This window comes from Streptomyces sp. NPDC002838 (genome assembly GCF_040295365.1).
Taxonomy (GTDB): domain Bacteria; phylum Actinomycetota; class Actinomycetes; order Streptomycetales; family Streptomycetaceae; genus Streptomyces.
Map to the genome: position 1 here is coordinate 234860 of NZ_JBEOVF010000001.1, position 23293 is coordinate 258152.

Annotated in this window: 21 protein-coding genes and 1 pseudogene; 9 read left to right on the top strand and 13 right to left on the bottom strand. The window is 69.2% G+C overall.

Annotated elements, in window-relative coordinates:
* Window positions 1-66 precede the first annotated feature (66 nt).
* Window positions 67-747, top strand: coding sequence for a DedA family protein (locus tag ABT063_RS01120; protein WP_351054947.1), 681 nt, complete (start codon window positions 67-69; stop codon window positions 745-747).
* Window positions 748-784: 37 nt separating this feature from the next.
* Here ABT063_RS01120 and ABT063_RS01125 read toward each other — a convergent pair whose 3' ends face one another.
* The 3 genes from ABT063_RS01125 to ABT063_RS01135 form a co-directional block, all read right to left on the bottom strand.
* Window positions 785-1600, bottom strand: a complete 816-nt coding sequence (locus ABT063_RS01125; protein WP_351054948.1) for an HAD family hydrolase — start codon at window positions 1598-1600, stop codon at window positions 785-787.
* Window positions 1600-4068: a phosphoribosyltransferase gene (locus ABT063_RS01130; protein ID WP_351054949.1), complete on the bottom strand. Its 2469-nt coding sequence runs from the start codon at window positions 4066-4068 to the stop codon at window positions 1600-1602. The genes ABT063_RS01125 and ABT063_RS01130 overlap by 1 nt, the downstream gene beginning before the upstream one ends.
* 64 nt (window positions 4069-4132) lie before the next feature.
* On the bottom strand, window positions 4133-5326 hold the full coding sequence (locus ABT063_RS01135; RefSeq protein WP_351054950.1) for an HpcH/HpaI aldolase/citrate lyase family protein: 1194 nt from the start codon (window positions 5324-5326) through the stop codon (window positions 4133-4135).
* A 239-nt stretch (window positions 5327-5565) separates the two neighbouring features.
* On the opposite strand from ABT063_RS01135, the gene ABT063_RS01140 reads away from it, so the two are divergent.
* Complete coding sequence (locus ABT063_RS01140; protein WP_351054951.1) at window positions 5566-6429, top strand: TerD family protein; 864 nt, start codon at window positions 5566-5568, stop codon at window positions 6427-6429.
* A 52-nt stretch (window positions 6430-6481) separates the two neighbouring features.
* Here the strand turns inward: ABT063_RS01140 and ABT063_RS01145 are convergent, their stop codons facing one another.
* From ABT063_RS01145 to ABT063_RS01170, 6 genes are all read right to left on the bottom strand, one after another.
* On the bottom strand, window positions 6482-7219 hold the full coding sequence (locus tag ABT063_RS01145) for a TerD family protein (protein WP_351054952.1): 738 nt from the start codon (window positions 7217-7219) through the stop codon (window positions 6482-6484).
* Window positions 7220-7324: 105 nt separating this feature from the next.
* Complete coding sequence (locus tag ABT063_RS01150; protein ID WP_351054953.1) at window positions 7325-8473, bottom strand: DUF475 domain-containing protein; 1149 nt, start codon at window positions 8471-8473, stop codon at window positions 7325-7327.
* Between the two features lie 76 nt (window positions 8474-8549).
* Complete coding sequence (locus ABT063_RS01155) at window positions 8550-9125, bottom strand: TerD family protein (protein ID WP_351054954.1); 576 nt, start codon at window positions 9123-9125, stop codon at window positions 8550-8552.
* Window positions 9126-9261: 136 nt separating this feature from the next.
* Complete coding sequence (locus ABT063_RS01160) at window positions 9262-9837, bottom strand: TerD family protein (RefSeq protein ID WP_351054955.1); 576 nt, start codon at window positions 9835-9837, stop codon at window positions 9262-9264.
* 112 nt (window positions 9838-9949) lie between these two features.
* Window positions 9950-10408 carry a peroxiredoxin gene (locus tag ABT063_RS01165; RefSeq protein ID WP_351054956.1) on the bottom strand — a complete coding sequence of 153 codons (459 nt, stop codon included), beginning with the start codon at window positions 10406-10408 and terminating at the stop codon, window positions 9950-9952.
* A 315-nt stretch (window positions 10409-10723) separates the two neighbouring features.
* Entirely contained in the window at window positions 10724-11164 is a 441-nt protein-coding gene (locus tag ABT063_RS01170) for a DUF3052 domain-containing protein (RefSeq protein ID WP_172629393.1), read from the bottom strand.
* A 375-nt stretch (window positions 11165-11539) separates the two neighbouring features.
* Here ABT063_RS01170 and aceE point away from each other — a divergent pair, with 375 nt between their 5' ends.
* Together aceE and ABT063_RS01180 are read left to right on the top strand one after the other, a co-directional pair.
* The gene (gene aceE / locus ABT063_RS01175) at window positions 11540-14287 is read left to right on the top strand and encodes a pyruvate dehydrogenase (acetyl-transferring), homodimeric type (protein WP_351054957.1); all 2748 of its coding nucleotides are present in this window, start codon (window positions 11540-11542) and stop codon (window positions 14285-14287) included.
* A gap of 77 nt (window positions 14288-14364) precedes the next feature.
* Entirely contained in the window at window positions 14365-15102 is a 738-nt protein-coding gene (locus ABT063_RS01180) for a potassium channel family protein (protein ID WP_351054958.1), read from the top strand.
* A 66-nt stretch (window positions 15103-15168) separates the two neighbouring features.
* Here the strand turns inward: ABT063_RS01180 and ABT063_RS01185 are convergent, their stop codons facing one another.
* Together ABT063_RS01185 and ABT063_RS01190 are read right to left on the bottom strand one after the other, a co-directional pair.
* A complete protein-coding gene (locus ABT063_RS01185) occupies window positions 15169-15477 on the bottom strand; it encodes a small hydrophobic protein (RefSeq protein ID WP_351054959.1) in 309 nt (102 codons plus the stop codon).
* Between the two features lie 298 nt (window positions 15478-15775).
* Window positions 15776-17399, bottom strand: a pseudogene (locus tag ABT063_RS01190) (MFS transporter); the annotation flags it as partial.
* A 131-nt stretch (window positions 17400-17530) separates the two neighbouring features.
* On the opposite strand from ABT063_RS01190, the gene ABT063_RS01195 reads away from it, so the two are divergent.
* The 3 genes from ABT063_RS01195 (at window position 17531) to ABT063_RS01205 (ending at window position 20393) form a co-directional block, all read left to right on the top strand.
* On the top strand, window positions 17531-18172 hold the full coding sequence (locus ABT063_RS01195; protein ID WP_351054961.1) for a TetR family transcriptional regulator: 642 nt from the start codon (window positions 17531-17533) through the stop codon (window positions 18170-18172).
* An 82-nt stretch (window positions 18173-18254) separates the two neighbouring features.
* Entirely contained in the window at window positions 18255-19472 is a 1218-nt protein-coding gene (locus ABT063_RS01200) for an alpha/beta hydrolase (protein WP_351054962.1), read from the top strand.
* Window positions 19473-19529: 57 nt separating this feature from the next.
* Window positions 19530-20393 carry a DUF4429 domain-containing protein gene (locus ABT063_RS01205; RefSeq protein ID WP_351055230.1) on the top strand — a complete coding sequence of 288 codons (864 nt, stop codon included), beginning with the start codon at window positions 19530-19532 and terminating at the stop codon, window positions 20391-20393.
* Window positions 20394-20400: 7 nt separating this feature from the next.
* Here the strand turns inward: ABT063_RS01205 and ABT063_RS01210 are convergent, their stop codons facing one another.
* Both ABT063_RS01210 and ABT063_RS01215 read right to left on the bottom strand, forming a co-directional pair.
* Window positions 20401-21417, bottom strand: a complete 1017-nt coding sequence (locus ABT063_RS01210) for an aldo/keto reductase (RefSeq protein WP_351054963.1) — start codon at window positions 21415-21417, stop codon at window positions 20401-20403.
* Window positions 21417-21878 (bottom strand): MerR family transcriptional regulator, encoded by a 462-nt coding sequence (locus tag ABT063_RS01215; protein WP_351054964.1) that lies wholly within the window; start codon window positions 21876-21878, stop codon window positions 21417-21419. Before ABT063_RS01215 ends, ABT063_RS01210 begins: the two co-directional genes overlap by 1 nt.
* Window positions 21879-21975: 97 nt before the next feature.
* On the opposite strand from ABT063_RS01215, the gene ABT063_RS01220 reads away from it, so the two are divergent.
* Together ABT063_RS01220 and ABT063_RS01225 are read left to right on the top strand one after the other, a co-directional pair.
* On the top strand, window positions 21976-22449 hold the full coding sequence (locus tag ABT063_RS01220; protein WP_351054965.1) for a GNAT family N-acetyltransferase: 474 nt from the start codon (window positions 21976-21978) through the stop codon (window positions 22447-22449).
* 19 nt (window positions 22450-22468) lie between these two features.
* Window positions 22469-23290, top strand: coding sequence for a serine hydrolase domain-containing protein (locus tag ABT063_RS01225; RefSeq protein WP_351054966.1), 822 nt, complete (start codon window positions 22469-22471; stop codon window positions 23288-23290).
* Window positions 23291-23293: the final 3 nt, after the last annotated feature.

A 23293-nucleotide genomic window follows, 5' to 3' on the forward strand; every position in this document is an offset into this window, starting at 1 on the left:
GGACCGCAACGGACCGTGCGGTTTTCCTCAGGGATTCTTCAGCTGCGATTTTCTACCGTGATCGACATGACAGCCATCGCAGCGCGGACGGCCGCGGCCGGGGATGCGGCACCGCAGTGGATCAACTCCCTCATGGACACGCTGGGCGCGCCCGGCGCCGGCATCGCCATCGCCCTGGAGAACCTCTTCCCTCCCCTGCCCAGCGAGGTGATCCTGCCGCTCGCGGGATTCGCCGCGAGCACGGGGCAGATGAGCCTGCTCTCCGCCCTGCTGTGGACCACCGCCGGTTCGGTGATCGGCGCACTCGCGCTGTACGGGATCGGTGCGCTGCTCGGCCGTGACCGTACGGTGGCGATAGCGGGCCGGCTGCCGCTGGTGAAGGTCTCGGACATCGAGAAGACGGAGGCGTGGTTCCTGCGGCACGGGACCAAGGCGGTGTTCTTCGGCCGGATGATCCCCATCTTCCGCAGCCTGATATCGGTGCCGGCGGGCGTGGAGCGCATGCGCCTGAGCGTGTTCCTCGGCCTGACGACGCTGGGCAGCGCGATCTGGAACACGGCGTTCGTGATGGCGGGTTACGCGCTGGGCGACAACTGGCCCGAGGTCGCGCACATCGCCTCCACCTACTCGAAGGTGATCCTCGTCGCGGCCGCCCTGGCGGTCCTGGCGTTCGTTCTGATACGGATGCTGCGGCGGCCGGGGGCCGGGCGCCGCAGGCGGGAGCGGGACATGAACCCGCACCCGTAGGCCAGAAGTCGACAGGTGCGGGCACCGGCCCGGCCGCTCAGGCCAGCCCCTGCCGCACCACCCTCAAGAACTCCCGCAGGATCCGCTCCCCCGCCAGCACCCCCCGCTCCGGCAGCGCGCTGATCGCCGGAGCGGTCCAGTCGGCGTCGGCCAGTTCGCCGTGTCCCGGGCGCCAGCCCTGGTCCGCGGCGAGGAGCAGGTCGGCGTCGAGGAGGGAGTCGCCCGCGGCGAGGGTGAGGGCGGCGCCGGTGCGGCGGGCGACCTCGTGCACGGCCGCGCTCTTGGTGAGCGGCTTCGGGACGGCGTAGAGCTTGCGGCCCTGGAGGGAGACCGTCCAGCCCCGGTTCTCCGCCCAGACCGCGAGCTCCTTCACCCAGTCCTCGGGGAGCAGTTCGCGTTCGACGACCAGGTAGGCGAAGAGGTCCTCGGCGATCCGGTGCTTGCGTACCCAGAGCGGGTCGGCCGTCGTCATCAGGTGCTCGCGCACCTCGTCCAGCGGTGCGCACTCGTCGGCCAGCCGGGCCGTCACCCGGGCGTGCCAGTCGAGGTCGGACACGCCGTCCACCAGGAGGTGACCGCCGTTCGCGCAGATCGCGTACTTGGGCGCCGGGCCCGGGAGGTTGATGCGCTGGTACTGCTTGCGGGTCCGGGTCGTCGTCGGCACGAAGACCGCCGCGTCGCCGAGGTCCGTGAGCAGTCCGGCCGCCGTCTCCGTCAGATACGAAAGGGGCTTGCTCTCGTGCACCTCGACGCACAGCAGCCGGGGCGCCCGCGCGTCCGGCATGGTCAGCGCGAGGGCCGCGGAGGAGTAGATGAGCGTACGGTCGAGGTCGCTCGCCACCAGCACCGGCATCAGACGGTCACCGCCTTGCCGTCGGCGCCGGTCGCGCCCCGGGTGTACTTGGGATGGATCAACCCGACGCAGGTGTAGGGGAGTTCCGTGACCTCTTCCACCGGGACACCTCTCTGTTCGGCCAGCAGGCGGACGTGGTCCAGGTCGGCGCCCGCTCCGGCCCGGGCCAGGATCTTCCATGGCACGCGGCGCAGGAGCACGCGCGTGGTCTCGCCGACGCCGGGCTTGACGAGGTTGACGTCGCGGATGCCGTACTCCTCGCTGATGCGTTCGACGGCCGCCCAGCCCTCCCAGGTCGGGGCGCGCTCGCCGGACAGCAGCTCCTTGGCCTGTGCGTCGACCGCGTCCACGACCTCCGGGAAACGGGCGGACACCGCGTCCAGGAAGGCCACTGACACATCCGTGCCGGCGAGTTCGCGGTAGAACTTCGCGCCGTGGAAGTCATGGGGCCCCACCAGGTCGGCGCGGAGCACCGTGCGCGATATCAGGCCGGACACCGTCGAGTTGAGGCAGGCGGAGGGGATGAGGAAGTCCTCACGGGTGCCGTACGTGCGGACGCAGGAGCCGGGGTCGGCGAGGACCGCGATCTCCGGATCGAAGCCGGTGATGCCGTCGGAGGCCTCGAATTCCTCGAGGGCGTCGGCGAGTTCGCGGGTGATGGCGCCCTTGCCGGTCCAGCCGTCGACGAAGACGACGTCCCGCGGGTCGTGGTGGGCGGCGAGCCAGCGCAGCGCGTTGGCGTCGATGCCGCGGCCGCGCACGATCGACACGGCGTAGTGCGGCAGGTCGAGGCCGTGCCGGTACTGGGCCCAGCGGCGCATCAGGATGCCGATGGGGGTGCCCGCGCGGGCCAGCGACACCAGGACGGGCCGGGGAGACCGCTCGGCGAGCACGAGCTCGGTGACCGCGCCGACCGCCCGGGCCAGCCGTGCCGCCGAGTCCTCCAGTGCCGCGTGGAAGAGCTCCTGGTACTGCTCGGTGGGCTGGTACTCCACCGGCAGCGACTCCGCGTAGTGCGCGCCGCCGCTCTGGATGGCCTCCTCGCGCTCCTCGGTCGGTGCCTCCAGCGTCACGTCCGAGAGGTCCTGGAGCAGCCAGCCGACCTCTTCGGGCGCGTACGAGGAGAAGGCGGGGCCGCGGAGGGGCTCGGGCAGCATGGGCAGGGGCCTTTCGGGGACGTACAGCGGCTCGGGGACGTATGAGGGGACGACCGCGAGGACGACGTGCGGGGTGTGGGCGGCCAGTTGGGCCAGCAGGCCGTCGGGCGCGTGCAGCGCGGGGGTGTCCGCGACCGAGTCGACCACGGCGACGACCGCGTCGAATCCGCCGCCCGCGACGTTGTAGGCGTAGCGCTCGCCGGGTCCGTCGGCCGGGTCGTCGTGCGCGGGGAAGACGAGGCGGCTGCGTATCGCGTAGCCGGGGTCGTCGACGGCGAGGACGGGTGAGCGGGTGGTGGTGGAGTAGCGCACCTCGGGGCCGACGGTGTCAGCGGTGTCTGCGAGCTGCTCCAGCTCGCGGGCCAGCCGCAGCGGGGCGTACATCAGCTCCTCGAAGCCGAGGACGAGCACGCGCCGGGCGCCCGAGGGCAGCGCCTCGGCGAGCCGGGCGGCCATGGCGGGAAGGGCTCCCTCCAGACGCTCGCGGTGCGCGGGAGTGAAGCCGTGCCGTCCGCCGTCGGGCAGCCCGCGGGGCCAGCGCAGCTCGACCCGGGTTGTACGCCCGTACGACTGGGTGGAGGGCATCGGCGGGGACTCGTGCCGCGCGACCAGCTCCTGCCCCTTCTCCAGCACCCCCTCCGGGAGCCGTACGGTCCCCGAGGCGGCCGCCACCAGGTCCACCCGGGCGCCGATCTCCCGCGCGAACTCCTCCAGCCGGCCCGCGTCCGCTGCCGAGCGCATGTCGACGAGGGCGACGACCACGTACCGCCGTCGCGGATAGCGCTCGTGCAGGGCACGTATGGTGTTCAGGACCGTGTTGCCCGTGGAGAATTCGTCGTCGACCAGGACCAGCGGCCCCTCGCCGACCAGCAGCGCCGGGTCCTCCGGCAGCAGCAGGTGGGACGTGGCGTGCGAGTGGGACTCCTCGAAACCGCCCGCCGTCGCCACGCCGGGGACCGGGCGGCGGGTGGAGTGCAGGTAGGGCGCGAGGCCCAGGCCGTCGGCGACGGAGTGACCGAGGCCGGTGGCGGTCTCGGCATAGCCCAGAACCACCGCCGTACGTGCCTCGTCGGTGCCGAGCAGGTCGCGGACGCGGCGGCCGAGGGCGAAGCCGTGGCCGTACACCACGGAGGGCGACTGCGGGACGTGCTTGCCGAGCACGTTCGAGACGAGTAGGTGCGCCCGCTTGGGGTTGCGGCGCAGCGCGAGCCCCAGCAGGCCGGTGAGCCCGTCGTCGCCCACCAGCTCGACGCCGAGCCGTTCGGCGACCCAGCTACCGGACCAGACCGCGTTGTTCACTGCGTACTTCATGCGTCCCTTGGTATTCAGCGGGTATTCAGCGCCTTCGGCGATGGTCGCCCATGTTCGGCGATATTCAGTCGGGGATTCCGGCGGCAAGCAGCTCCACGAAGCCGATGTCCTCGTTCGCCACGCCGAAAACCTCGGCGCGCAGCATGGTCCGCTCGGCCCACGCGCGATGCGGCTTCACTTCGTTCATTTTGTTCGTGTACGCCGACCTGAGCACACCCCCGCCGCAGCGTTCGGGCCGCAGGATGTCCTGGGCGTCGCTGAACTCCTCGTGGCTGACCACCGACAGTGCGTGCACCGGCAGCACGTGGGAGGGGTGGATGCAGGTCTTGCCGATCAGGCCGTTGGCATGGTCGAGGGTGATCTCGCGCAGCAGCCCGTCCATGGAGTGCTCGATGAGCGCCTCGCGCAGCTCCTCGGCCTGGCCCTCCAGGAAGGGGCTGCGGCGCAGCTGGGGCTTGAACATACGTTCCTGCACGCGGAAGTACTCCCAGACCGGCCCGGTCACCGTGAAGCCGGTGCCGTCGGCCCGCCCCAGCATGTTCACCACGTCTGCGATCACGGAGGCGACGATCTGGACGTCGTAGGCGGTCATATCGGGGGCTCTGCGCAGGCCGTACGAGGAGCAGAAGTCGGTCACGCCGAGGCGCAGGGCCAGCACCCGCTCGCGGTACTTGTCGACGGCGCGGAAGATGCCCTCGAGGGTTTCCACTCGCGACTCGCGGTACAGCAGCTCGGGCGACTCCAGCACGGGCATGGCGAACAGCCGCCGCCCGCTGTCGGCCTCGGCCGTCGCGAGCGCCTCCAGGAAGGGGATGCCTCGCTCCTCGGTGAACTTCGGCATCACGAACCCGGACAGCAGCCGGGCCGCGGGGCCGAGACGTCGTACGAGGTCGGGAATCTGCTCGGGCACGCGGACCCGGACGAACAGCAGCGGCAGGTCCACCCCGGCCGCCTCGCCCCGCCCGTCCAGCCCGTTCCGTCCGGCGAGGTCCGTGAACTGTCCTACGAGGTTCTCCTCGGCGTCCGCGACGTCCTCGTCGCCGATCGAGTCCTCCAGGCACAGCACCATCGAGACCACGCCGCGTCCGGTCTGCTTGACGATGTCGTCGGCGAGCCGCGGCCGCGTGGCCGGACTGTAGAGCGTGGCGCCCAGGGCCACGGAGAGCAGCCGGGCCGGGGAATCCGCGGTGAACCGGCAGGGCTCCTGGTGGAAGAGGCGCTGCCGCACCTCAGGGGCGATGTGCCCGAAATGACGCATAGAACTCCCCCGTGGTGGCTGAACGACCCCTGTGATCCGTTCGCAGGTGGCCGGTAATAGTACGTAGGGATCCATGTCTGGGGTTCCCGTCGGGCATGAATTTCAGGTAACGCGGACAAGCACAGCCAAGCACGCCCAAGCACGTCCAAGCACAGCCAAGCGTAGGCAAGCACGGCCAAATACGCGGACCGGCGACCCCCGCATTGTCGTGACCAGGACCGAGAGGGCAGGATGATCGCATGACGCACGCGATGCTGAAGGGGTCGAACGTCCCGCTCGAAACCACGACGGTACGCGCCGTGCTGCGCTGGGCGCCCGGGCAGGGGGTCCCCGACGTCGATGCCTCGGCTCTGCTCCTCGGCCCCGACGGTCGTGTGCGCTCCGACGAGGACTTCGTCTTCTACAACCAGCCCCGGCACCCCTCCGGGAAGGTCTGGCGGCTCGGCAAGAAGCGCGTCGCCGAAGGTCCCACCGACACGATCCAGACAGACCTGGCCGGTGTCGAGCCCGACGTCAGCCAGATTCTGCTGGTCGCTTCGGCGGAGGACGTCACCTTCGACCGCGTACAGGGCCTGCGCATCCTGCTGTACGACGCGACGGTCGCCGACGGTGAGCCGCTGGCCTACTTCGACGTCAAGCCGGAGACGGGCCAGGAGACCGCGCTGATCTGCGGTGAGCTGTACCGGCGCGGAGAGGGCTGGAAGTTCCGGGCGCTGGGCGAGGGCTATTCGAACGGGCTGCAGGGCCTGGCCACCGACTACGGCATCTCGGTGGACGAGTCGGAGGGCGCCGAGGAGCCCGCGCAGAGCCCGCCTCCTACGGCGGTCCAGACCACGCCCGCCCAGCCGCTGCCCCCGGAACAGCCGACGGGGGTCCCGGCGCAGCCCGCGTACGGCTACCCGCAGCAGACGCCGGCGACGCAGCCGGCGTACGGCTATCCGCATCCCACCAGCCCGCCCCCATACGGCTACCCACAGGCGCCGGCCGCGGCGGCTGCCGCCACGGGGGCACAGGGCGGCTACGGCTATCCGCCGCCGGTCACGGCCGCACCGGACCAGGAGTTCCGGATGCCGCCGCAGGGTCCGCAGTTCATCGGGCGCTAGAAAGACCAGGTGTCAGAAAGGACGCACGGCCGCTGCGCGGCCGCGGCCGGCCTCAACGCTCCGCCTTGGCCTTGTAACCGCGCCCCCACTGCAAGCCCCACCCGTACAACCGGTCCAGCTCCGCCTGGAACCCGTACACGAACTTCACCTCGCGGCGGACCGTCATCTCCCCCTTGACGTTCTCGATCATCACGACCGCGCAGGAGCGGGCCTGGGGGTGCCGCTCGTCGAGATGTATCTCGATGCGCGGGCCGTTGCTGGGGTACAGCGTGACGATCGCGTGGGTGCGGTCGAACGCGGGGGTCTGGTCGTAGATGTAGACGAAGACCAGCAGCCGTTTGATGGCGTCCCGGTGGTCGAGGTTGACGTAGAGCGTCTCACCGGACGCCGAACCGAACCGGTCGTCCCCGCTGAGCTTCACGTACGGCGGCGCGTTGACGTCGCCGAGGTAGCCGCCGAGGGGCTGGACCACGCCCTTGGTGCCGTCCTGGAGCTCGTACAGGACGCCCAGGTCGAGGTCGACGTTGACCATGCTCTGGCTGTGCCCGAGGACCTCCGGCGGCTTGAGCGCCTTGAAGGGGTGTCGCAGCAGGCTCTCGCGCTGGGAGCCGCCGATGTCGGACGTCCGCATGCGCCAGTTCAGGTTGACGCGCAGATGGCCGGTGGCCGCGCCCTGCTTGGTGAGGGAGACCTGGCTGTGCCGTTTGGTCAGCTCGATGGAGTTCGTCGCCGCGTTGCCCGAGTCGAACTCGGCCGCCCGACCACGCCAGAGTGAGTCCAAGAAGCCCATTTCCGCCCCCACGTTCACCACGTTCACCCGACAGACCGGCGGGGCGGCCGGAGGACACATCCTCGTCGGCCGCCCCGCACAGAGCGTTCCTCACTCGGAGGGTTGTCACACCCCGGACGAGACCTCAGTCTTCTCGTCCGAGCCCGCCGCTTTTCCCTCGGCCGCTGCCAGCGCCCGGTTGCGGCGCACGGAGGACCAGAAGGACCAGCCGATCAGGACGACACCGATGAGGCCGGTGATGATCTCGTTGATCTCGTACTGGATGGTGATCAGCAGGATCATGGCGAGGGCACCGATCGCGTAGTGCGCGCCGTGCTCCAGGTAGACGTAGTCGTCGAGAGTGCCCTGGCGGACCAGGTAGACCGTGAGGGACCGGACGTACATGGCGCCGATGCCGAGGCCGAGCGCCATCAGGACGATGTCGTTGGTGATGGCGAAGGCGCCGATCACGCCGTCGAAGGAGAAGGACGCGTCCAGGACCTCCAGGTAGAGGAACATGAAGAACGCGGCCTTGCCGGCCAGGGCGACCGCGGAACGTGGCTTGCCCTGACGTGCGGCCGCCTCCTCCTCCTCGTGCTCGCGTTCCTCCCCCTCTTCGAGTTTCTCCTCGAAGAAGCCGGAGAGACCACCGACGATCATGTAGGTGATCAGGCCGGCGATGCCGGAGAGCAGGACCGTCTCCGCCTTGTCGACGTGCGTGCCGCCGTGCTGGTGAGCGTGGGTCGCGAAGGTCATCGCGGAGATCAGCAGCACGATCAGCGCGACACAGACCGACAGCATGTCGACCTTGCCCAGCTTGGCGAGGGGGCGCTCCAGCCAGCCCAGCCACTTGATGTCCCGGTCCTCGAAGATGAAGTCGAGGAAGATCATCAGAAGGAACATGCCACCGAAGGCGGCGATCGCCGGGTGGGCGTCCGTCACCAGCTCCTGGTAGCGGTCCTTGTCGCTCAGCGCGAGGTCGACGGCCTCGATCGGGCCCATCTGGGCGCTGACCGCCACGATCACGACGGGGAAGACCAGCCGCATGCCGAAGACGGCGATCAGAATGCCGATCGTGAGGAAGATCTTCTGCCAGAAGGCATTCATCTTCTTCAGGATTCCGGCGTTGACCACCGCGTTGTCGAAGGACAGCGAGATCTCGAGGATGGACAGGATCGCGACGATGCCGAACGCCGTCCATCCTCCGAACAACAGCGCCGCGACCAAGCCGAGCGCGGTGACCGCGAACGACCAGCCGAAGGTTTTCAGAACCACTGGCTACCCAATTCTGTGATGGGGGCGCTCCCAAGCGAGAGCTTGAGGGAAGGACTCCCCCGCGCCGCATACGGCTTTACGAAACATTGACTCCGAAGTCTAGAGCGATGCCCCTCAGCCCCGACGCGTACCCCTGGCCCACCGCCCGGAACTTCCATTCTCCCTGGTAGCGATAGACCTCACCGAAGATCATCGCGGTCTCGGTGGAGGCGTCCTCGCTCAGGTCGTAGCGCGCGAGTTCCTGGCCGTCGGCCTGGTTCACCACGCGGATGAAGGCGTTGCTGACCTGGCCGAAGGTCTGGCCGCGCTCGTCGGCCATGTGGATGGAGACAGGGAAGACGATCTTGTCGCACTGGGGCGGCACCTTGGAGAGGTCGACCAGGATCGACTCGTCGTCGCCCTCGCCCTCGCCGGTGAGGTTGTCACCGGTGTGCTCCACCGAGCCGTCCGGGCTCTTGAGCTGGTTGTAGAAAACGAACCACTCGTCCCCCAGCACCCGCCCGCTGTCGCACATCAGGGCGCTGGCGTCGAGGTCGAAGGGGGCTCCGGTGGTGGAGCGCGCGTCCCAGCCGAGCCCGATCATCACCTGGGTGAGGTCCGGTGCGGCCTTGGACAGGGAGACGTTGCCTCCCTTGGCGAGCGTGACGCCCATGCTGCTGGTCCCTCCCCGAGACAGTGCTTCTCTGGTTGTCCTGCGCGTCCGGCGCCGCACCCAAACAGTACGGCGCCGGACGGTGAGACATGAGGCCTGTCCGGCGGGATCCGTCGGACAGGCCCTGCGAACCTGCTCAGACGTTCACGCCGAAGTCCTGCGCGATGCCGCGCAGGCCCGAGGCGTAGCCCTGGCCGATGGCGCGGAACTTCCACTCCGCGCCGTGGCGGTACAGCTCGCCGAAGACCATGGCCGTCTCGGTCGATGCGTCCTCGGAGAGGTCGTACCGGGCGATCTCGGCGCCGCCGGCCTGGTTGACGACGCGGATGAACGCGTTGCGCACCTGGCCGAACGACTGCTGGCGGTTCTCGGCGTCGTAGATCGACACCGGGAAGACGATCTTCTCGACGTCGGCCGGGACGCCGGCGAGGTTGACCTTGATCTGCTCGTCGTCGCCCTCGCCCTCACCGGTGAGGTTGTCGCCGGTGTGCTCGACCGAGCCGTCCGGGCTCTTGAGGTTGTTGAAGAAGACGAAATTCGCGTCGCTGCTGACCTTGCCCTCGGCGTTCGTCAGCAGTGCGCTGGCGTCGAGGTCGAAGTCCGTGCCGGTCGTGGTGCGGACGTCCCACCCCAGACCGACGATGACCGCGGTCAGGCCCGGGGCCTCCTTGGTCAGTGATACGTTGCCGCCCTTGCTGAGGCTGACTCCCACGAGTCCTCCATTGGTGTCCAGGGGCGGGGAGCCCCGCCGTGCGTTCCTGTCGGATCAACGACTCGATCCTAGTGACGGGTTCCCGTACCACGCAGGCCTTGGAACCGAACAATCACAGGGTGTCGAGCGCCTTGACGTACTCGTTCAGGTCACGTGCGTCCGGCAGACCGTTGACGACGGTCCAGCGCACGAGGCCCTCCTTGTCGATGACGAAGGTGCCGCGCACCGCGCAGCCCTTGTCCTCGTCGAACACGCCGTACGCGCGCGAGGTCTCGCCGTGCGGCCAGAAGTCGCTCAGCAGGGGGTACTCGAGACCCTCCTGCTCGGCGAAGACGCGCAGGGTGTGGATGGAGTCGTTCGACACGGCGAGCAGCTGCGTGTCGCGGTCGGAGAACTTCGGCAGGTTGTCACGCAGCTCGCACAGCTCGCCCGTGCACACGCCGGTGAAGGCGAAGGGGTAGAAGAGCAGCACGACGTTCTGGTGGCCGCGGAAGTCGGACAGCTTCACGGCCCTGCCGTGGTTGTCCTTGAGCTCGAAGTCGGGGGCCTTCTCGCCGACCTGGATCGCCATCTCGTGAATGTCCCTTCGGTGGGGCTGTTCGAGTGAGACCACCCTACGCAGCTATCACCGGGGACCATCGGACGGGCTGGGTGAGGCGGCCAAAGCCTCTGGGGCCTGTCCGGCGGATCCTGTCGGAGACGCGGGGTCTGGCACGCACATCCGCGGCGTTGTCGTCGGTCGCCGAAGCTCCGCTTCGACTCCCTCCTCCGCCTTGCGGCTGCACGCACCAGACCCCGCTCACCGGCGCTGACCAGGCGCCGTTGCTTTCCTCCGACCTGATCCGCCGGACAGGCCCCAGCACCCGGCCCGTCCGGCGTTCCGTGGCTACTTCTTCTTGGTGGCTGCGGCCTTCGGCGTCACCAGCCGGCTGCCGCTCCAGTCCTTGCCGACGCTGACGCTCTTCGACGCGGAGAGCCCGGCTGTCGTCGCGGCTTCGGAGATGTCGCTGGGCTCCACGTAGCCGTCCCGGCCGGTCTTCGGCGTCAGCAGCAGGATCGAACCGCCCTCTTCGATGTACGTGGTGGCATCCACCAGCGCATCCGTCAGGTCGCCGTCCTCGTCGCGGAACCACAGCACCACGGCATCGGCTACGTCGTCGTAGTCCTCATCCACAAGGTCGCTGCCGATGACTTCTTCAATGGCCTCGCGGAGTTCCTGGTCTACGTCGTCGTCGTAGCCGATCTCCTGGACCACCTGCTCGGGCTGGAACCCCAGCCTGACGGCAGGGTTCGTCCGCTCCTCCGCGTGGTCCGCGGTCGCGCTCACGGGTTGCCTCCTGATCATGTCTTGGTGAATAACTCAGCCACGCGCGTGCGCGAAGCATTGGCCGTAGTCCACACGGGCGGGGCGGATCGCGCAAGTACCCGGCCGTTCAGACCGCCGAAACGGTGACGTTCCGGGCCGTGTCGCCGCAACCTAAGGCATGCCGCCACGACGCCGGAGTGATGCACACCACACCCTTCTGCCCGGTTTGTGCGTTTGGGAACCTTCCGTGGGTACCAGACGCTTTACGAAGGACTGGTTACCTCACAGTAGAGATGACGTTTACGCCCCCGAGGTACACGATGGGGAACGGTGCAGGCACAGCGCAAACCCCCGATAAGACCTCGAAAAGCAGCCCTCTGACAGGTAAGGAACAGCGTGGCTTCCGGATCCGATCGCAACCCGATCATCATTGGCGGCCTTCCGAGTCAGGTTCCTGACTTCGATCCCGAGGAAACCCAGGAGTGGCTCGACTCCCTCGACGCCGCCGTGGACGAGCGCGGCCGGGAGCGGGCCCGCTACCTGATGCTCCGGCTGATCGAGCGGGCCCGCGAGAAGCGCGTGGCCGTGCCCGAGATGCGCAGCACGGACTACGTCAACACGATCCCCACCAAGAGCGAGCCGTTCTTCCCGGGCAACGAGGAGATCGAGCGGAAGATTCTGAACGCCACTCGCTGGAACGCCGCGGTGATGGTCTCGCGCGCCCAGCGGCCCGGCATCGGCGTCGGCGGCCACATCGCCACCTTCGCCTCCTCCGCCTCGCTCTACGACGTGGGCTTCAACCACTTCTTCCGCGGCAAGGACGAGGGCGACGGCGGCGACCAGGTCTTCTTCCAGGGCCACGCCTCCCCCGGCATCTACGCCCGCGCGTTCCTTCTGGACCGACTCGGCGAGCAGCACCTGGACGCGTTCCGCCAGGAGAAGTCGAAGGCGCCGTACGGGCTGTCCAGCTACCCGCATCCGCGGTTGATGCCGGACTTCTGGGAGTTCCCGACCGTGTCGATGGGCCTCGGTCCGATCGGCGCGATCTACCAGGCGCGGATGAACCGGTACATGCACGCGCGCGGGATCGCCGACACCTCCAAGTCGCACGTGTGGGCGTTCCTCGGCGACGGCGAGATGGACGAGCCGGAGTCGCTGGGCCAGCTGAGCATCGCCGCCCGCGAGGGCCTGGACAACCTGACCTTCGTCGTCAACTGCAACCTCCAGCGCCTGGACGGGCCGGTGCGCGGCAACGGCAAGATCATCCAGGAGCTGGAGTCGGTCTTCCGGGGCGCCGGCTGGAACGTGATCAAGCTGATCTGGGACCGGACCTGGGACCCGCTGCTCGCGCAGGACCGCGACGGCATCCTGGTCAACAGGATGAACACCACGCCGGACGGGCAGTTCCAGACGTACGCCACCGAGTCCGGCGCCTACATCCGCGACCACTTCTTCGGCGACGACCAGCGGCTGCGCGCGATGGTCGAGGGCATGACCGACGACCAGATCCTGCACCTGGGCCGCGGCGGTCACGACCACCGCAAGATCTACGCGGCGTTCAAGGCGGCCGTCGAGCACAAGGGCCAGCCGACGGTCATCCTGGCGAAGACCATCAAGGGCTGGACGCTGGGCCCGAACTTCGAGGGCCGCAACGCCACGCACCAGATGAAGAAGCTGACGGTCGACGACCTCAGGCACTTCCGCGACCGTCTGCACCTGCCCATCTCCGACAAGGAGCTGGAGGGCGGTCTGCCGCCGTACTACCACCCGGGCCGGGACTCCGAAGAGATCCAGTACATGCACGACCGCCGCAAGGGCCTGGGCGGATACGTCCCCACGCGCGTCGTGCGCTCCAAGCCGCTGGCGCTGCCGGACGACAAGACGTACGCGACCGTGAAGAAGGGCTCGGGCCAGCAGTCCATCGCCACCACCATGGCGTTCGTACGGCTGCTCAAGGACCTCATGCGGGACAAGGAGATCGGCAAGCGGTTCGTGCTGATCGCGCCGGACGAGTACCGCACGTTCGGCATGGACTCCTTCTTCCCGAGCGCGAAGATCTACAACCCGCTGGGCCAGCAGTACGAGGCCGTGGACCGGGATCTGCTGCTCGCCTACAAGGAGTCGCCGACCGGGCAGATGCTGCACGACGGCATCTCCGAGGCGGGCTGTACGGCCTCGCTGATCGCCGCGGGTTCGGCGTACGCCACGCATGGCGAGCCGCTGATCCCGGTGTACGTCTTCTACTCGATGTTCGGTTTCCAGCGCACCGGCGACCAGTTCTGGCAGATGTCGGACCAACTGGCGCGCGGTTTCGTGCTGGGCGCGACCGCGGGCCGTACGACGCTGACTGGTGAGGGTCTCCAGCACGCCGACGGCCACTCGCAGCTGCTCGCCTCGACGAACCCGGGCTGTGTGGCCTACGACCCGGCGTTCGGTTTCGAGATCGCGCACATCGTGCGGGACGGTCTGCGCCGGATGTACGGCGGCACCGAGGAGCATCCGCACGGCGAGGACGTCTTCTACTACCTCACCGTCTACAACGAGCCCATCCAGCACCCGGCCGAGCCGGAGAACGTCGACGTCGAGGGCATCGTCAAGGGCATCCACCGCTTCAGCGAGGGCACTTCGGGATCGATTCCCGCGCAGATCATGGCGTCGGGTGTCGCGGTTCCGTGGGCGATCGAGGCGCAGCGGATCCTCGCCGAGGAGTGGAACGTCCGCGCCGACGTCTGGTCGGCGACCTCGTGGAACGAGCTGCGGCGCGAGGCCGTGCAGTGCGAGGAGCACAACCTGCTGCGTCCCGAGGAGGAGCAGCGCGTGCCGTACGTGACACGGAAGCTGGCCGGCGCGGAGGGACCGTTCGTGGCCGTGTCCGACTGGATGCGGTCGGTTCCGGATCAGATCGCGCGGTGGGTGCCGGGGACGTACCAGTCGCTCGGCGCGGACGGCTTCGGCTTCGCGGACACCCGTGGGGCGGCCCGTCGCTTCTTCCACATCGACGCCCAGTCGATCGTGGTGGGAGTGCTGACCGAGCTGGCGAAGGAGGGCAAGGTGGACCGCTCGGCGCTGAAGCAGGCCGTCGACCGGTACCGGCTGCTCGACGTCTCGGCGGCGGACCCGGGGGCCGCGGGCGGCGACGCGTAGCGCTGCGCGGCTCGAACGAGTAAGGGTGGTGGGGCCCGGTGGCCCCACCACCCTTACTGTCTCTTTACGATGCGGTCATGAAAGAGCAATCGGCGCTGGCGCGTTGGGAACGGCGCACCCAGCGGCCCCTGCTGGCGCTCGCCGTGGTGTTCGCCGTCGCCTATGCCCTGCCCATAGTGGACAGTTCGGCGAGCCGGTCCCTGACGCGTGCGTGCACGGTGGTCGAGTGGGCGGTGTGGGGGGCGTTCGCCGTCGACTACCTGGTGCGGCTGGGATTGGCGCACGATCGCAAGCTGTTCGTACGGACGCATCTGCTGGACCTGTGTGTGGTGGTGCTGCCGCTGATCCAGCCGCTCAGGCTGCTGCGGCTGGTGTCGACGCTGGTGTTGGTGCAGCGACGGGCGCGGATGGCCTCACAGATCCAGCTGACGACGTATGTCGGCGGGGCCGTGGTCGGGCTGATGATGTTCGGGTCGCTGGCGGTGCTGTCGGTGGAGCGGGAGTCGCCGGACGGGAACATCCATACGCTGGGTGACGCGGTGTGGTGGTCGTTCACGACGATGACGACCGTGGGGTACGGGGACCATGCGCCGACCACCGGGCTGGGGCGGGTGATCGCGGTGGGGCTGATGCTGTCCGGGATCGCGCTGCTGGGTGTGGTGACCGCGAACATCGCCGCGTGGTTCATCGCGCGGTTCGAGAAGGACGATGTGGAGGAGCGGCGGCAGACGGAGGCGATCCGCATGCTGACCGATGAGGTGCGGGAGCTTCGGGCCGAGGTCGCGGCGTTGCAGGAGCGGCCGGCTCGACACTGACGGAGCCGGACATGAAGGTGGGCCCCCGGTCGTCCCACCGGGGGCCCTTCCCTCACTCGCCCCGGGTCAGAACATGCCGTTGCCCGGGGTTGCCGCTCCAGCAAGCCAGATGACCGCCAGGAGCGTGTCGATGGCGCCCAGTACGAGGGCGACCAGGGCCGGGACGGGGCGGTTGCCCGCCCAGGTGCGGCCCATGGCGAGCCAGCCGCAGACGATCGCGACGGGGCCGAGGATGATCCCCAGCACGAAGAATCCGGCGATCGCGCAGATGACTCCGATGATTCCGAGCGTCGCGCGATCCGGCCCGGTCCGTGACCACGTCCGGCCACGTGAGCGGGGGTACCTGCGCGTTCCGTGTCCGAAGCCCGCCATCATCAACTCCCTGAACCCCTAGGTTGATTCGGGTTCGTTCCGGGTTCGACGAGGCGAGTACCCCCGCTGCGATTCCTAATCCTCCGGCCTTGCGGCGCGCCGCCCCCCTCCGGCAGCGCGCCGCAGCACCGGCCACCCTCCGCGTCGCACGAAGTCACACGAAGTCGTACGAAGTCGCACGAACTCCCCGAACTTGCCTGGGGAACATGCACTGCGGAGGGCTTGGCCCACTCTGGCCCGCGATGCGTACCGAGCGGGAGGAAACCTTTAGCTTTGTCACCCGGATAGGGGAACTTGACGCTCCCCTACCGGAGTTCCGTGCCTCAGATGTGCCCGACGCCCGCGCCCGCCTCCGCGTTCTCGCCGCGCTTGGTGAGCATGGCGACCAGGACGGCGACCACGGCGACTCCGGCGGCGACCAGGGACGCCAGGCTCATGCCGGAGATGAAGGTGTCGTGGGCGACGCCGTTGATCTTCGTGGCGATCGCCTCCGGCGTGCCCGGCGCGATCGGCGCCACGCCGACCTGGACCGCCTCGGAGGCCTGGTGCTCCTGGGCCTCCGTGAGCGGCGGCAGTCCCGCGTCCTTCCAGTTGCCCGCGAGGTCGCTGTCGACCTTGGAGGCCATCACGGCGCCGAGGACGGCCGTACCGAGGCTGCCGCCGATCTGCATCGCGGCCTGCTGGAGGCCGCCGGCCACGCCGGACAGCTCCATCGGCGCGTTGCCGACGATGACCTCGGTGGCGCCGACCATGACGGGCGTGAGGCCGAGACCCAGCAGGGCGAACCAGACCGACATGATGGCGCTGCCCGTGTCCGTGTCCAGCGTGGACATGCCGTACATGGCGATCGCGGTGCACGCCATGCCGCCGGCCAGCGGGATGCGCGGGCCCACCTTGGTGATCATCGCGCCCGCGAGCGGGGAGCCGACGATCATCATCCCGGTGAGCGGGAGCAGGTGCAGGCCGGCGTCGATCGGGCTCATCCCGTGCACGTTCTGGAGGTAGAACGTCACGAAGAACAGGCCGCCCATGAAGGCGATGGCCATCAGGACCATCAGCACGACACCCGCCGACAGCGGGACCGAGCGGAACAGCGCCAGCGGGATCAGCGGCTCCTTCACCTTCGTCTCCCAGAAGGAGAAGAGCGCGAAGCCGACGACGGACACGACTATGAACGTCCACGTCTTGCCGTCGCCCCAGCCCCATTCGGGGGCCTTGATGAGCGCCCAGACGAGGCAGAACATCGCGGCCGACAGCAGGGCGATGCCCAGGATGTCGAAGGAGCGCGGGGCGTTCTCCGCGCGGTGGTCGAGCAGGATCATGACGCCGAGGACGACGGCGAGGATGCCGACCGGCACGTTGATGAAGAACACCGACTGCCAGTTGACGTGCTCGACCAGGACGCCGCCGATGATCGGGCCGCCCGCGGTGGAGGCGCCGATGACCATGCCCCAGATACCGATGGCCATGTTGAGCTTCTCGGCCGGGAAGGTGGCCCGCAGCAGGCCGAGCGCGGCCGGCATCAGCAGCGCGCCGAACAGGCCCTGCAGGACGCGGAAGGTGACGACCAGCGCGATACTGCTGGACAGGCCGATGGCACCCGAGGCGGCCGCGAAGCCGACCACGCCGATCAGGAAGGTCTGCCGGTGGCCGAAGCGGTCACCGAGCTTGCCCGCGGTGATCAGGGAGACCGCGAGGGCGAGGAAGTAGCCGTTGGTGATCCACTGGACCTGGGCGAAGGTCGCGCCCAGGTCCTTCTGGATGGCCGGGTTGGCGATGGCCACGATGGTGCCGTCGAGGGCCACCATCATGACCCCGACCGCCACGGTGATGAGGGTGAACCAGGGGTGGCCACGCAGCCCGGTGGCCGGCGAGCCGTCCGACGGGGGTGATGGTGCCTTGTCCCCCGACCCCGTCGTGTCGATGGTGGTCTGACTAGTCATGCGCCGAGGCTAATGACAGCCACTGACAGTTGACAAACCAATTCACAAGTCGGTAACTGTCACGTCACTCACAGATAGCCTGAACTGGGCAAACAGTTCGAAGGAGAGGAACCATGGACACCGCATCGCCGCCGGGGCTGCGCGAGCGCAAGAAACAGCGCACCCAGGACGCGCTGCTGCGGGCCGCCATCGAACTGTTCGCCACCCGCGGCTACGAACAGACCACCGTCGACGACATCGCCGAGGCCGTCGACGTCTCGCAGCGCACCTTCTTCCGTTACTTCGCGAGCAAGGAGGACGTGGCCTTCTTCGTGCCGCGGATCGCGGAATCGCACTTCGTCGAGGCCGTGCGCGGCCGCCCGCCGCACGAGGCCCCGCTGGAGGCGATGCGCCAGGCCGTCCTGGAGAGCTGGGACACCATCGGCGAAGCCATCGAGCGGGTGGTGCCGCTCGAACTCCACATGCGCACCTACCGGATCATCGAGTCGTCGCCCGCCCTGCTCGCCGCCCACCTGCGGCGCTCGGCGGAGCTGGAGGAGGAGACCGCGCGGATCATCGCCGAGCGCGAGGGGCTCGACGTGGACGCGGACCCGCGGCCGCGCCTCGTGGTGGCCGTCTTCAGCGGCGTGATCCGGGTGACCGAGCGGATGTGGTCGGCGGGGGAGGATTTCAGCATGGAGGCCATGCGCGAGCTGACCGCGTCGTACCTCGATCAGGTGGGTCCGCCGCTCCTGGGGAACTGGCGTACGACATGAGATCGGCGTCACCGATACCGAAACGTGATCCGCGCCACTCGGTTAACGCGAGACCCTCCCGTTCTCCTAGTGTGTCCTTTCAGTGACTTCCTTCGATACCTCTCCCCAACTGAACGTCTGGCGCGCACTGCTCGCGCTGGCCGTGGTGTTCGTGATGCTGGCGACCACCGGCTGGACCGCGCTGCGCACCCAGCGGAGCACCACAGCCCTGCAGTCCTCGCTCAGCGAGTGGGAGGACGGACACCTCCACGGACACCGGCTGCCGGACCCGGACGCGGCCCCCGGCCTGCTCTCCCGTTTCTTCGCCTCGCTCACCGCACACGAGCGCACCAGCCTCGCCCGGCGCTACCCGCTCGCGGTCGGCAACATGAACGGCGCCCCCGTCGAGTTGCGCTACCAGGCCAACCGCATCGCGCTCGGGCAGGCCCGCAAGGTGGAGCTGAAACGCATGCACGACACCCGGCTCACCCCGGACGGGCAGCGGGAGGCGGGCCGCCGTATGCACCGCTACGAGGCGCTGTTGAGCGAGGGCCGCCGCATCCTCGCCTTCGACCCCGCGGGCACGGGCCGGGTCGCCGAGGTCTTCGGCAGTCTGAACAAGGCCGAGCGGGTCTCCGTCGTCGTCCCCGGCGTCGACACCGACCTGCTCACCTTCCAGCGCACGTCCCGCAAGTACTCCGCGCCTGTCGGCATGGCCGAGTCCCTGTACGCCGCCGAGCGCGCCGCGAGCCCCACGACGCGTACGGCCGTGATCGCCTGGGCCGACTACACCGCGCCCGACGGGCTCGGCATCGACTCGGCCACCGCGATGCGCGCGGCGGACGGCGCCGACCGGCTGAACGCGCTGCTGCGCGGGCTGCCCGGCAGCTCCCCGGTCTCCTTGTTCTGCCACAGCTACGGCTCCGTGGTGTGCGGCCTCGCCGCGCGCACGCTGCCGGGCCGGGTCGCCGACATAGCGGTGGCCGGGAGCCCCGGAATGCGTGCCGCGACGGCCTCCCACCTGCACACCTCCGCCCAGGTGTGGGCGATGCGGGACGCCGACGACTGGGTCCAGGACGTGCCGTACCTGGAGGTCGGCGGGTTCGGCCACGGCGCCGACCCGATGTCCTCGGCGTTCGGCGCGCGGGTGCTGTCGGCGCGCGGCGCGGACGGGCACAGCGGCTATTTCGAACCGGGCACGGAGAGCCTGCTGAACTTCGCGGAGATCGGCATTGGCGCATACCGCTCGGTGCACTGCGCGGGCAATACTGCGGCCTGCCGGGAGGGTTTGTCCGACACGACGACGGCCGGACGCGCGTAGAGGCGCAGGAACTGCGGTCTGTACGGGGAGGGGACGAAGGTGCTCGTGCCGCATACGATGAACCGCATGGGTGACGTACTGGCCGGATTTCATGCCGCCTGGGAGTTCGAGTCCGACTCCGTGCTCATCCGCTACGAACGGGGGATGCGAACGCCCAAGCTATTCCAGGCGCTCGGCGAGCGCCGCGTCCCGCTGTCGGCGCTCTCGGGAGTGACGCTCACCCCGGGCAGGCGCGGGACCGTGGTGCTGCGTGCCGAGCCGAGGCCCGGCGCCGATCCGCTGATGGAGGCGGCCGCGGGGCAGCTCAAGGAGAGCTCCGATCCGTATCGGCTGGTGCTGCCGGCCGAGAGGGAGACGCTCGCCGAGTACTACGCCGACGAGCTGCGGGCCCAGGTGACCAAGGTGGGCGACGAGCCGGCCGAACGGTTTCTGGTGCCGGCGCCTGAAGTGCCGTTGCAGTTCAAGGCGTACGACGGGAAGGCGTCCTTCGACGGGCGGACCGTGCACTACCGGTGGTTCTGGACGGGGGCGTCGTCGGCGAAGTGGAAGGCCGGCGACCAGAGTTTCCCGGTCGCCGACCTGACGGGCGTCGAGTGGCGGTCCCCCGAGGTCTTCGAGGGACATCTGCGGTTGCTGCGGCGGGATGCGGCCGAGCCGCCCGCGCAGGCCGATCAGGACCCGGCGGCTGTGGTGTTCGGGCTGGGGTACGGTCCGGTGCACGAGTCGCTGCCGTTCGCCGCGGCGGTCTTGGCGGCGGTCCGGGAGTGCGGGGCGGTTCCCGCGATTCCCTCCGGGGGACCGCGCCGTGACCCCGCCGACATCGCCGAGCGGATCCGTCACTTGGGGGAACTGCATCAGGCGGGCTTGGTGACGGATGAGGAGTTCTCGGTGAAGAAGGCGGAGTTGTTGGCGGAGCTGTAGAAGGCTCCTACTCCCTGCCCGCAGAAGCGAAGGACATATCGGGGTACCGCGTGCCCGCCACCTGCGCGGCGATCGGCTCCAGCAGGGCCATGTCCTGCTGGCCCAGCGCGATCCGCGTGGCCGCCGTGTTCTCCTCGATGCGGGTGACCTTGCGCGTGCCCGGGATCGGTACCACCGGCAGACCGTGCGTCCGAGCCTGCTGCTGCACCCACGCCAGCGCGATCTGCCCGAGCGAGACCCCGTGAGCCTCGGCCACCTTGCGCACCGGCTCCAGCAGGGCCGCGTTGGCGGTCGCGTTGTCGCCGGTGAAGCGGGGGTGGGTGCGCCGGAAGTCGTCCGTGGTCAGATCCTTCTCGGCGTTCACGAACGTGCCCGCGAGGAAGCCCCGGCCCAGCGGCGAGTACGGCACCAGGGCCACGCCCAGGTCACGGGCCGCCGGCACCACGTACGCCTCGATGTCCCGGCTGAACAGGGACCACTCCGACTGCACGGCGGCGATCGGGTGCACGGCCTGCGCGGCGCGCAGCTCGTCGGCCGTGACCTCGCTCAGCCCGAGGTGCTTGACCTTGCCCTCGCGCACCAGTTCGGCCATCGCGCCGACGGTCTCCTCGATCGGCACGTTCACATCGCGCCGGTGCATGTAGTAGAGGTCGATCACGTCGACGTCCAGGCGCTTCAGGCTGGCCTCGACGCACTGACGGATGTACGGCCGGTCGTTGCGGATGACCCGTGTCGTCGGATCGTCCGGCGGGATCGACAGGGCGAACTTCGTGGCGATGACGACCTCGTCCCGGTGCGCCTTGAAGAAGGGGGAGAGGAACTTCTCGTTCTCCCCCGCGCCGTAGGCGTCCGCCGTGTCGTAGAGGGTGACGCCGAGTTCCAGGGCGCGCTCCAGGGTGGCTCGCGACTCACCCGCGTCCGTGGGGCCGTACGCGAAGCTCATTCCCATGCAGCCGAGGCCTTGTACGCCGACCTCGGGGCCGCCGTCGCCGAGCTGGACCGCGGGGATCTTGCTGTCCGTCATCAGGACCTCTCCGACGCCAGTGCCCGCCCGGCGTCCGCGTAGAAATTGATCTTCCGGTCGAGGAATGCGAGCGTGTCCTGAAGTTCCGCGATCCGGGCCAGAACGTCCTGGCGGGTCGCCTTCAGCAGCTCGAAACGGTCGCCGTAGGTGTGGTCGCCCTCGCGCACCAGATCCGCGTAACGCACCATGTCGGCGACCGGCATGCCGGTCAGCCGCAGCTTGCCGACGAGGTCGAGCCAGTCGAGGTCGCGGTTGCTGTAGCGACGCTGACCGGTGTGCGAGCGGTCTATGTGCGGCATCAGTCCGATGCGCTCGTACCAGCGCAGGGTGTGCGCGGACAGACCGGTGATCGCGACGACCTCGCTGATCGTGTAGCTGTCCTGGCCTTCCGGACGCCGCCCGGCGTGCTGCGGGGCGGCACAGCTGTCGGTCCTGGTACCCGTGGTCTCCATCACCGTCATGGCCTCAACGCTAGGACCTTGGAGTGCACTCCAAGCAAGCGGGATCGGTAAGAAATCGACGGGACGCGTCACAGGGCGGCTGGCTAGCGTGCGGTACATGAGTCTTGTACGACGTGCTGGGCCCGAGGACGCGGAGGAAGTACTGCGGCTGCGCCAGGTGATGATCGACTCGATGGACCGACCGGACGCCGCGGACACGGCGTGGCACGCGGAGTCCCTGCCGGCCCTGCGTGGCCGACTGGCCGAGCCCGACGGGGACTTCGCGGCGTTCGTGGTCGACCATCCGGAGCGGCCGGGGTCGCTCGCGGCGCTGGTGGCGGGGACGCTGGAGTACCGGATCGGGCGGGCCGGCAATCCGCGCGGGCGGGACGGGTACGTCTTCAGCGTTGCGACCGATCCGGAGGTCCGGCGGCGCGGGTACGCGCGTGCCTGCATGGAGGAGCTGCTCCAGTGGTTCCGCGAGCGGGGCGCCGGCAAGATCGACCTCCACGCGTCCGCCGAGGCCGTGCCGCTGTACGCGTCGCTCGGCTTCGTGCACAAGCCGGACCCCTCGATGCGGCTGGTGCTATGAGCCGCTTAGGCTCGGCAGCATGCCCTTGAAGAGTCTCGCGTTGATCGAAAACTGGCCGGTTCCCGCCGCGGCGGCGGGTGTGGTGCGAGCCGACGGGACGGTCCTGGGGACCCACGGTCCGGTCGGGCGGCGTTTTCCGCTGGCCTCGGTCACCAAGCCGCTCGCCGCGTACGCCGTTCTCGTCGCGTACGAGGAAGGGGCGGTCGAGCTCGACGAGCCGGCCGGACCGGCCGGGGCGACCGTGCGGCATCTGCTCGCTCACACCTCGGGGCTGGCCTTCGACGAGCACCGGGTGACGGCCGCGCCCGGGGAGCGGCGGCTGTACTCCAACGCCGGGTTCGAGCAGCTCGGGGACCACATCGCGAAGGCGACGGATATTCCGTTCGGCGAGTATCTGCGGCAGGCGGTGCTGGAGCCGCTGGGTATGGCCTCGACGACTCTGGAGGGCTCCCCCGCGAAGGACGGCGTGTCGACCGTGGAGGATCTTGTGCGGTTCGCGGCGGAGGTGCAGGCGCCGCGGCTGCTGGATCCCCGTACGGTCGCGGAGGCGATGACGGTCCAGTACGCGGGGACGAAGGGCGTGCTGCCGGGGTACGGGCACCAGAGCCCGAACGACTGGGGGCTGGGTTTCGAGATCCGGGACTCCAAGTCGCCGCACTGGACGGGGGCTTCGTCTTCGCCGCGCACGTTCGGGCATTTCGGGCAGTCCGGTACGTTTCTGTGGATCGATCCGGATGCGGGGGTGGCGTGTGTGGCGCTGACGGCTCGGGCGTTCGGGCCGTGGGCGATCGAGGCGTGGCCGGTCTTTACGGATGCTGTGCTGGCGGAGTTGCGGGGCTGAGGT

Coding starts and splice junctions, on each gene's coding strand:
- ABT063_RS01185 (WP_351054959.1), bottom strand. CDS start 15,477: ATGATGGCGGGCTTCGGACACGGAACGCGCAGGTACCCCCGCTCACGT.
- ABT063_RS01125 (WP_351054948.1), bottom strand. CDS start 1,600: ATGCCGGTGCTGGTGGCGAGCGACCTCGACCGTACGCTCATCTACTCC.
- ABT063_RS01155 (WP_351054954.1), bottom strand. CDS start 9,125: ATGGGCGTCACGCTCGCCAAGGGAGGCAACGTCTCCCTGTCCAAGGCC.
- ABT063_RS01130 (WP_351054949.1), bottom strand. CDS start 4,068: ATGAAGTACGCAGTGAACAACGCGGTCTGGTCCGGTAGCTGGGTCGCC.
- ABT063_RS01215 (WP_351054964.1), bottom strand. CDS start 21,878: ATGACGGTGATGGAGACCACGGGTACCAGGACCGACAGCTGTGCCGCC.
- ABT063_RS01195 (WP_351054961.1), top strand. CDS start 17,531: ATGGACACCGCATCGCCGCCGGGGCTGCGCGAGCGCAAGAAACAGCGC.
- ABT063_RS01140 (WP_351054951.1), top strand. CDS start 5,566: ATGACGCACGCGATGCTGAAGGGGTCGAACGTCCCGCTCGAAACCACG.
- ABT063_RS01210 (WP_351054963.1), bottom strand. CDS start 21,417: ATGACGGACAGCAAGATCCCCGCGGTCCAGCTCGGCGACGGCGGCCCC.
- ABT063_RS01180 (WP_351054958.1), top strand. CDS start 14,365: ATGAAAGAGCAATCGGCGCTGGCGCGTTGGGAACGGCGCACCCAGCGG.
- ABT063_RS01120 (WP_351054947.1), top strand. CDS start 67: ATGACAGCCATCGCAGCGCGGACGGCCGCGGCCGGGGATGCGGCACCG.
- ABT063_RS01135 (WP_351054950.1), bottom strand. CDS start 5,326: ATGCGTCATTTCGGGCACATCGCCCCTGAGGTGCGGCAGCGCCTCTTC.
- ABT063_RS01165 (WP_351054956.1), bottom strand. CDS start 10,408: ATGGCGATCCAGGTCGGCGAGAAGGCCCCCGACTTCGAGCTCAAGGAC.
- ABT063_RS01225 (WP_351054966.1), top strand. CDS start 22,469: ATGCCCTTGAAGAGTCTCGCGTTGATCGAAAACTGGCCGGTTCCCGCC.
- ABT063_RS01220 (WP_351054965.1), top strand. CDS start 21,976: ATGAGTCTTGTACGACGTGCTGGGCCCGAGGACGCGGAGGAAGTACTG.
- ABT063_RS01145 (WP_351054952.1), bottom strand. CDS start 7,219: ATGGGCTTCTTGGACTCACTCTGGCGTGGTCGGGCGGCCGAGTTCGAC.
- ABT063_RS01205 (WP_351055230.1), top strand. CDS start 19,530: ATGAACCGCATGGGTGACGTACTGGCCGGATTTCATGCCGCCTGGGAG.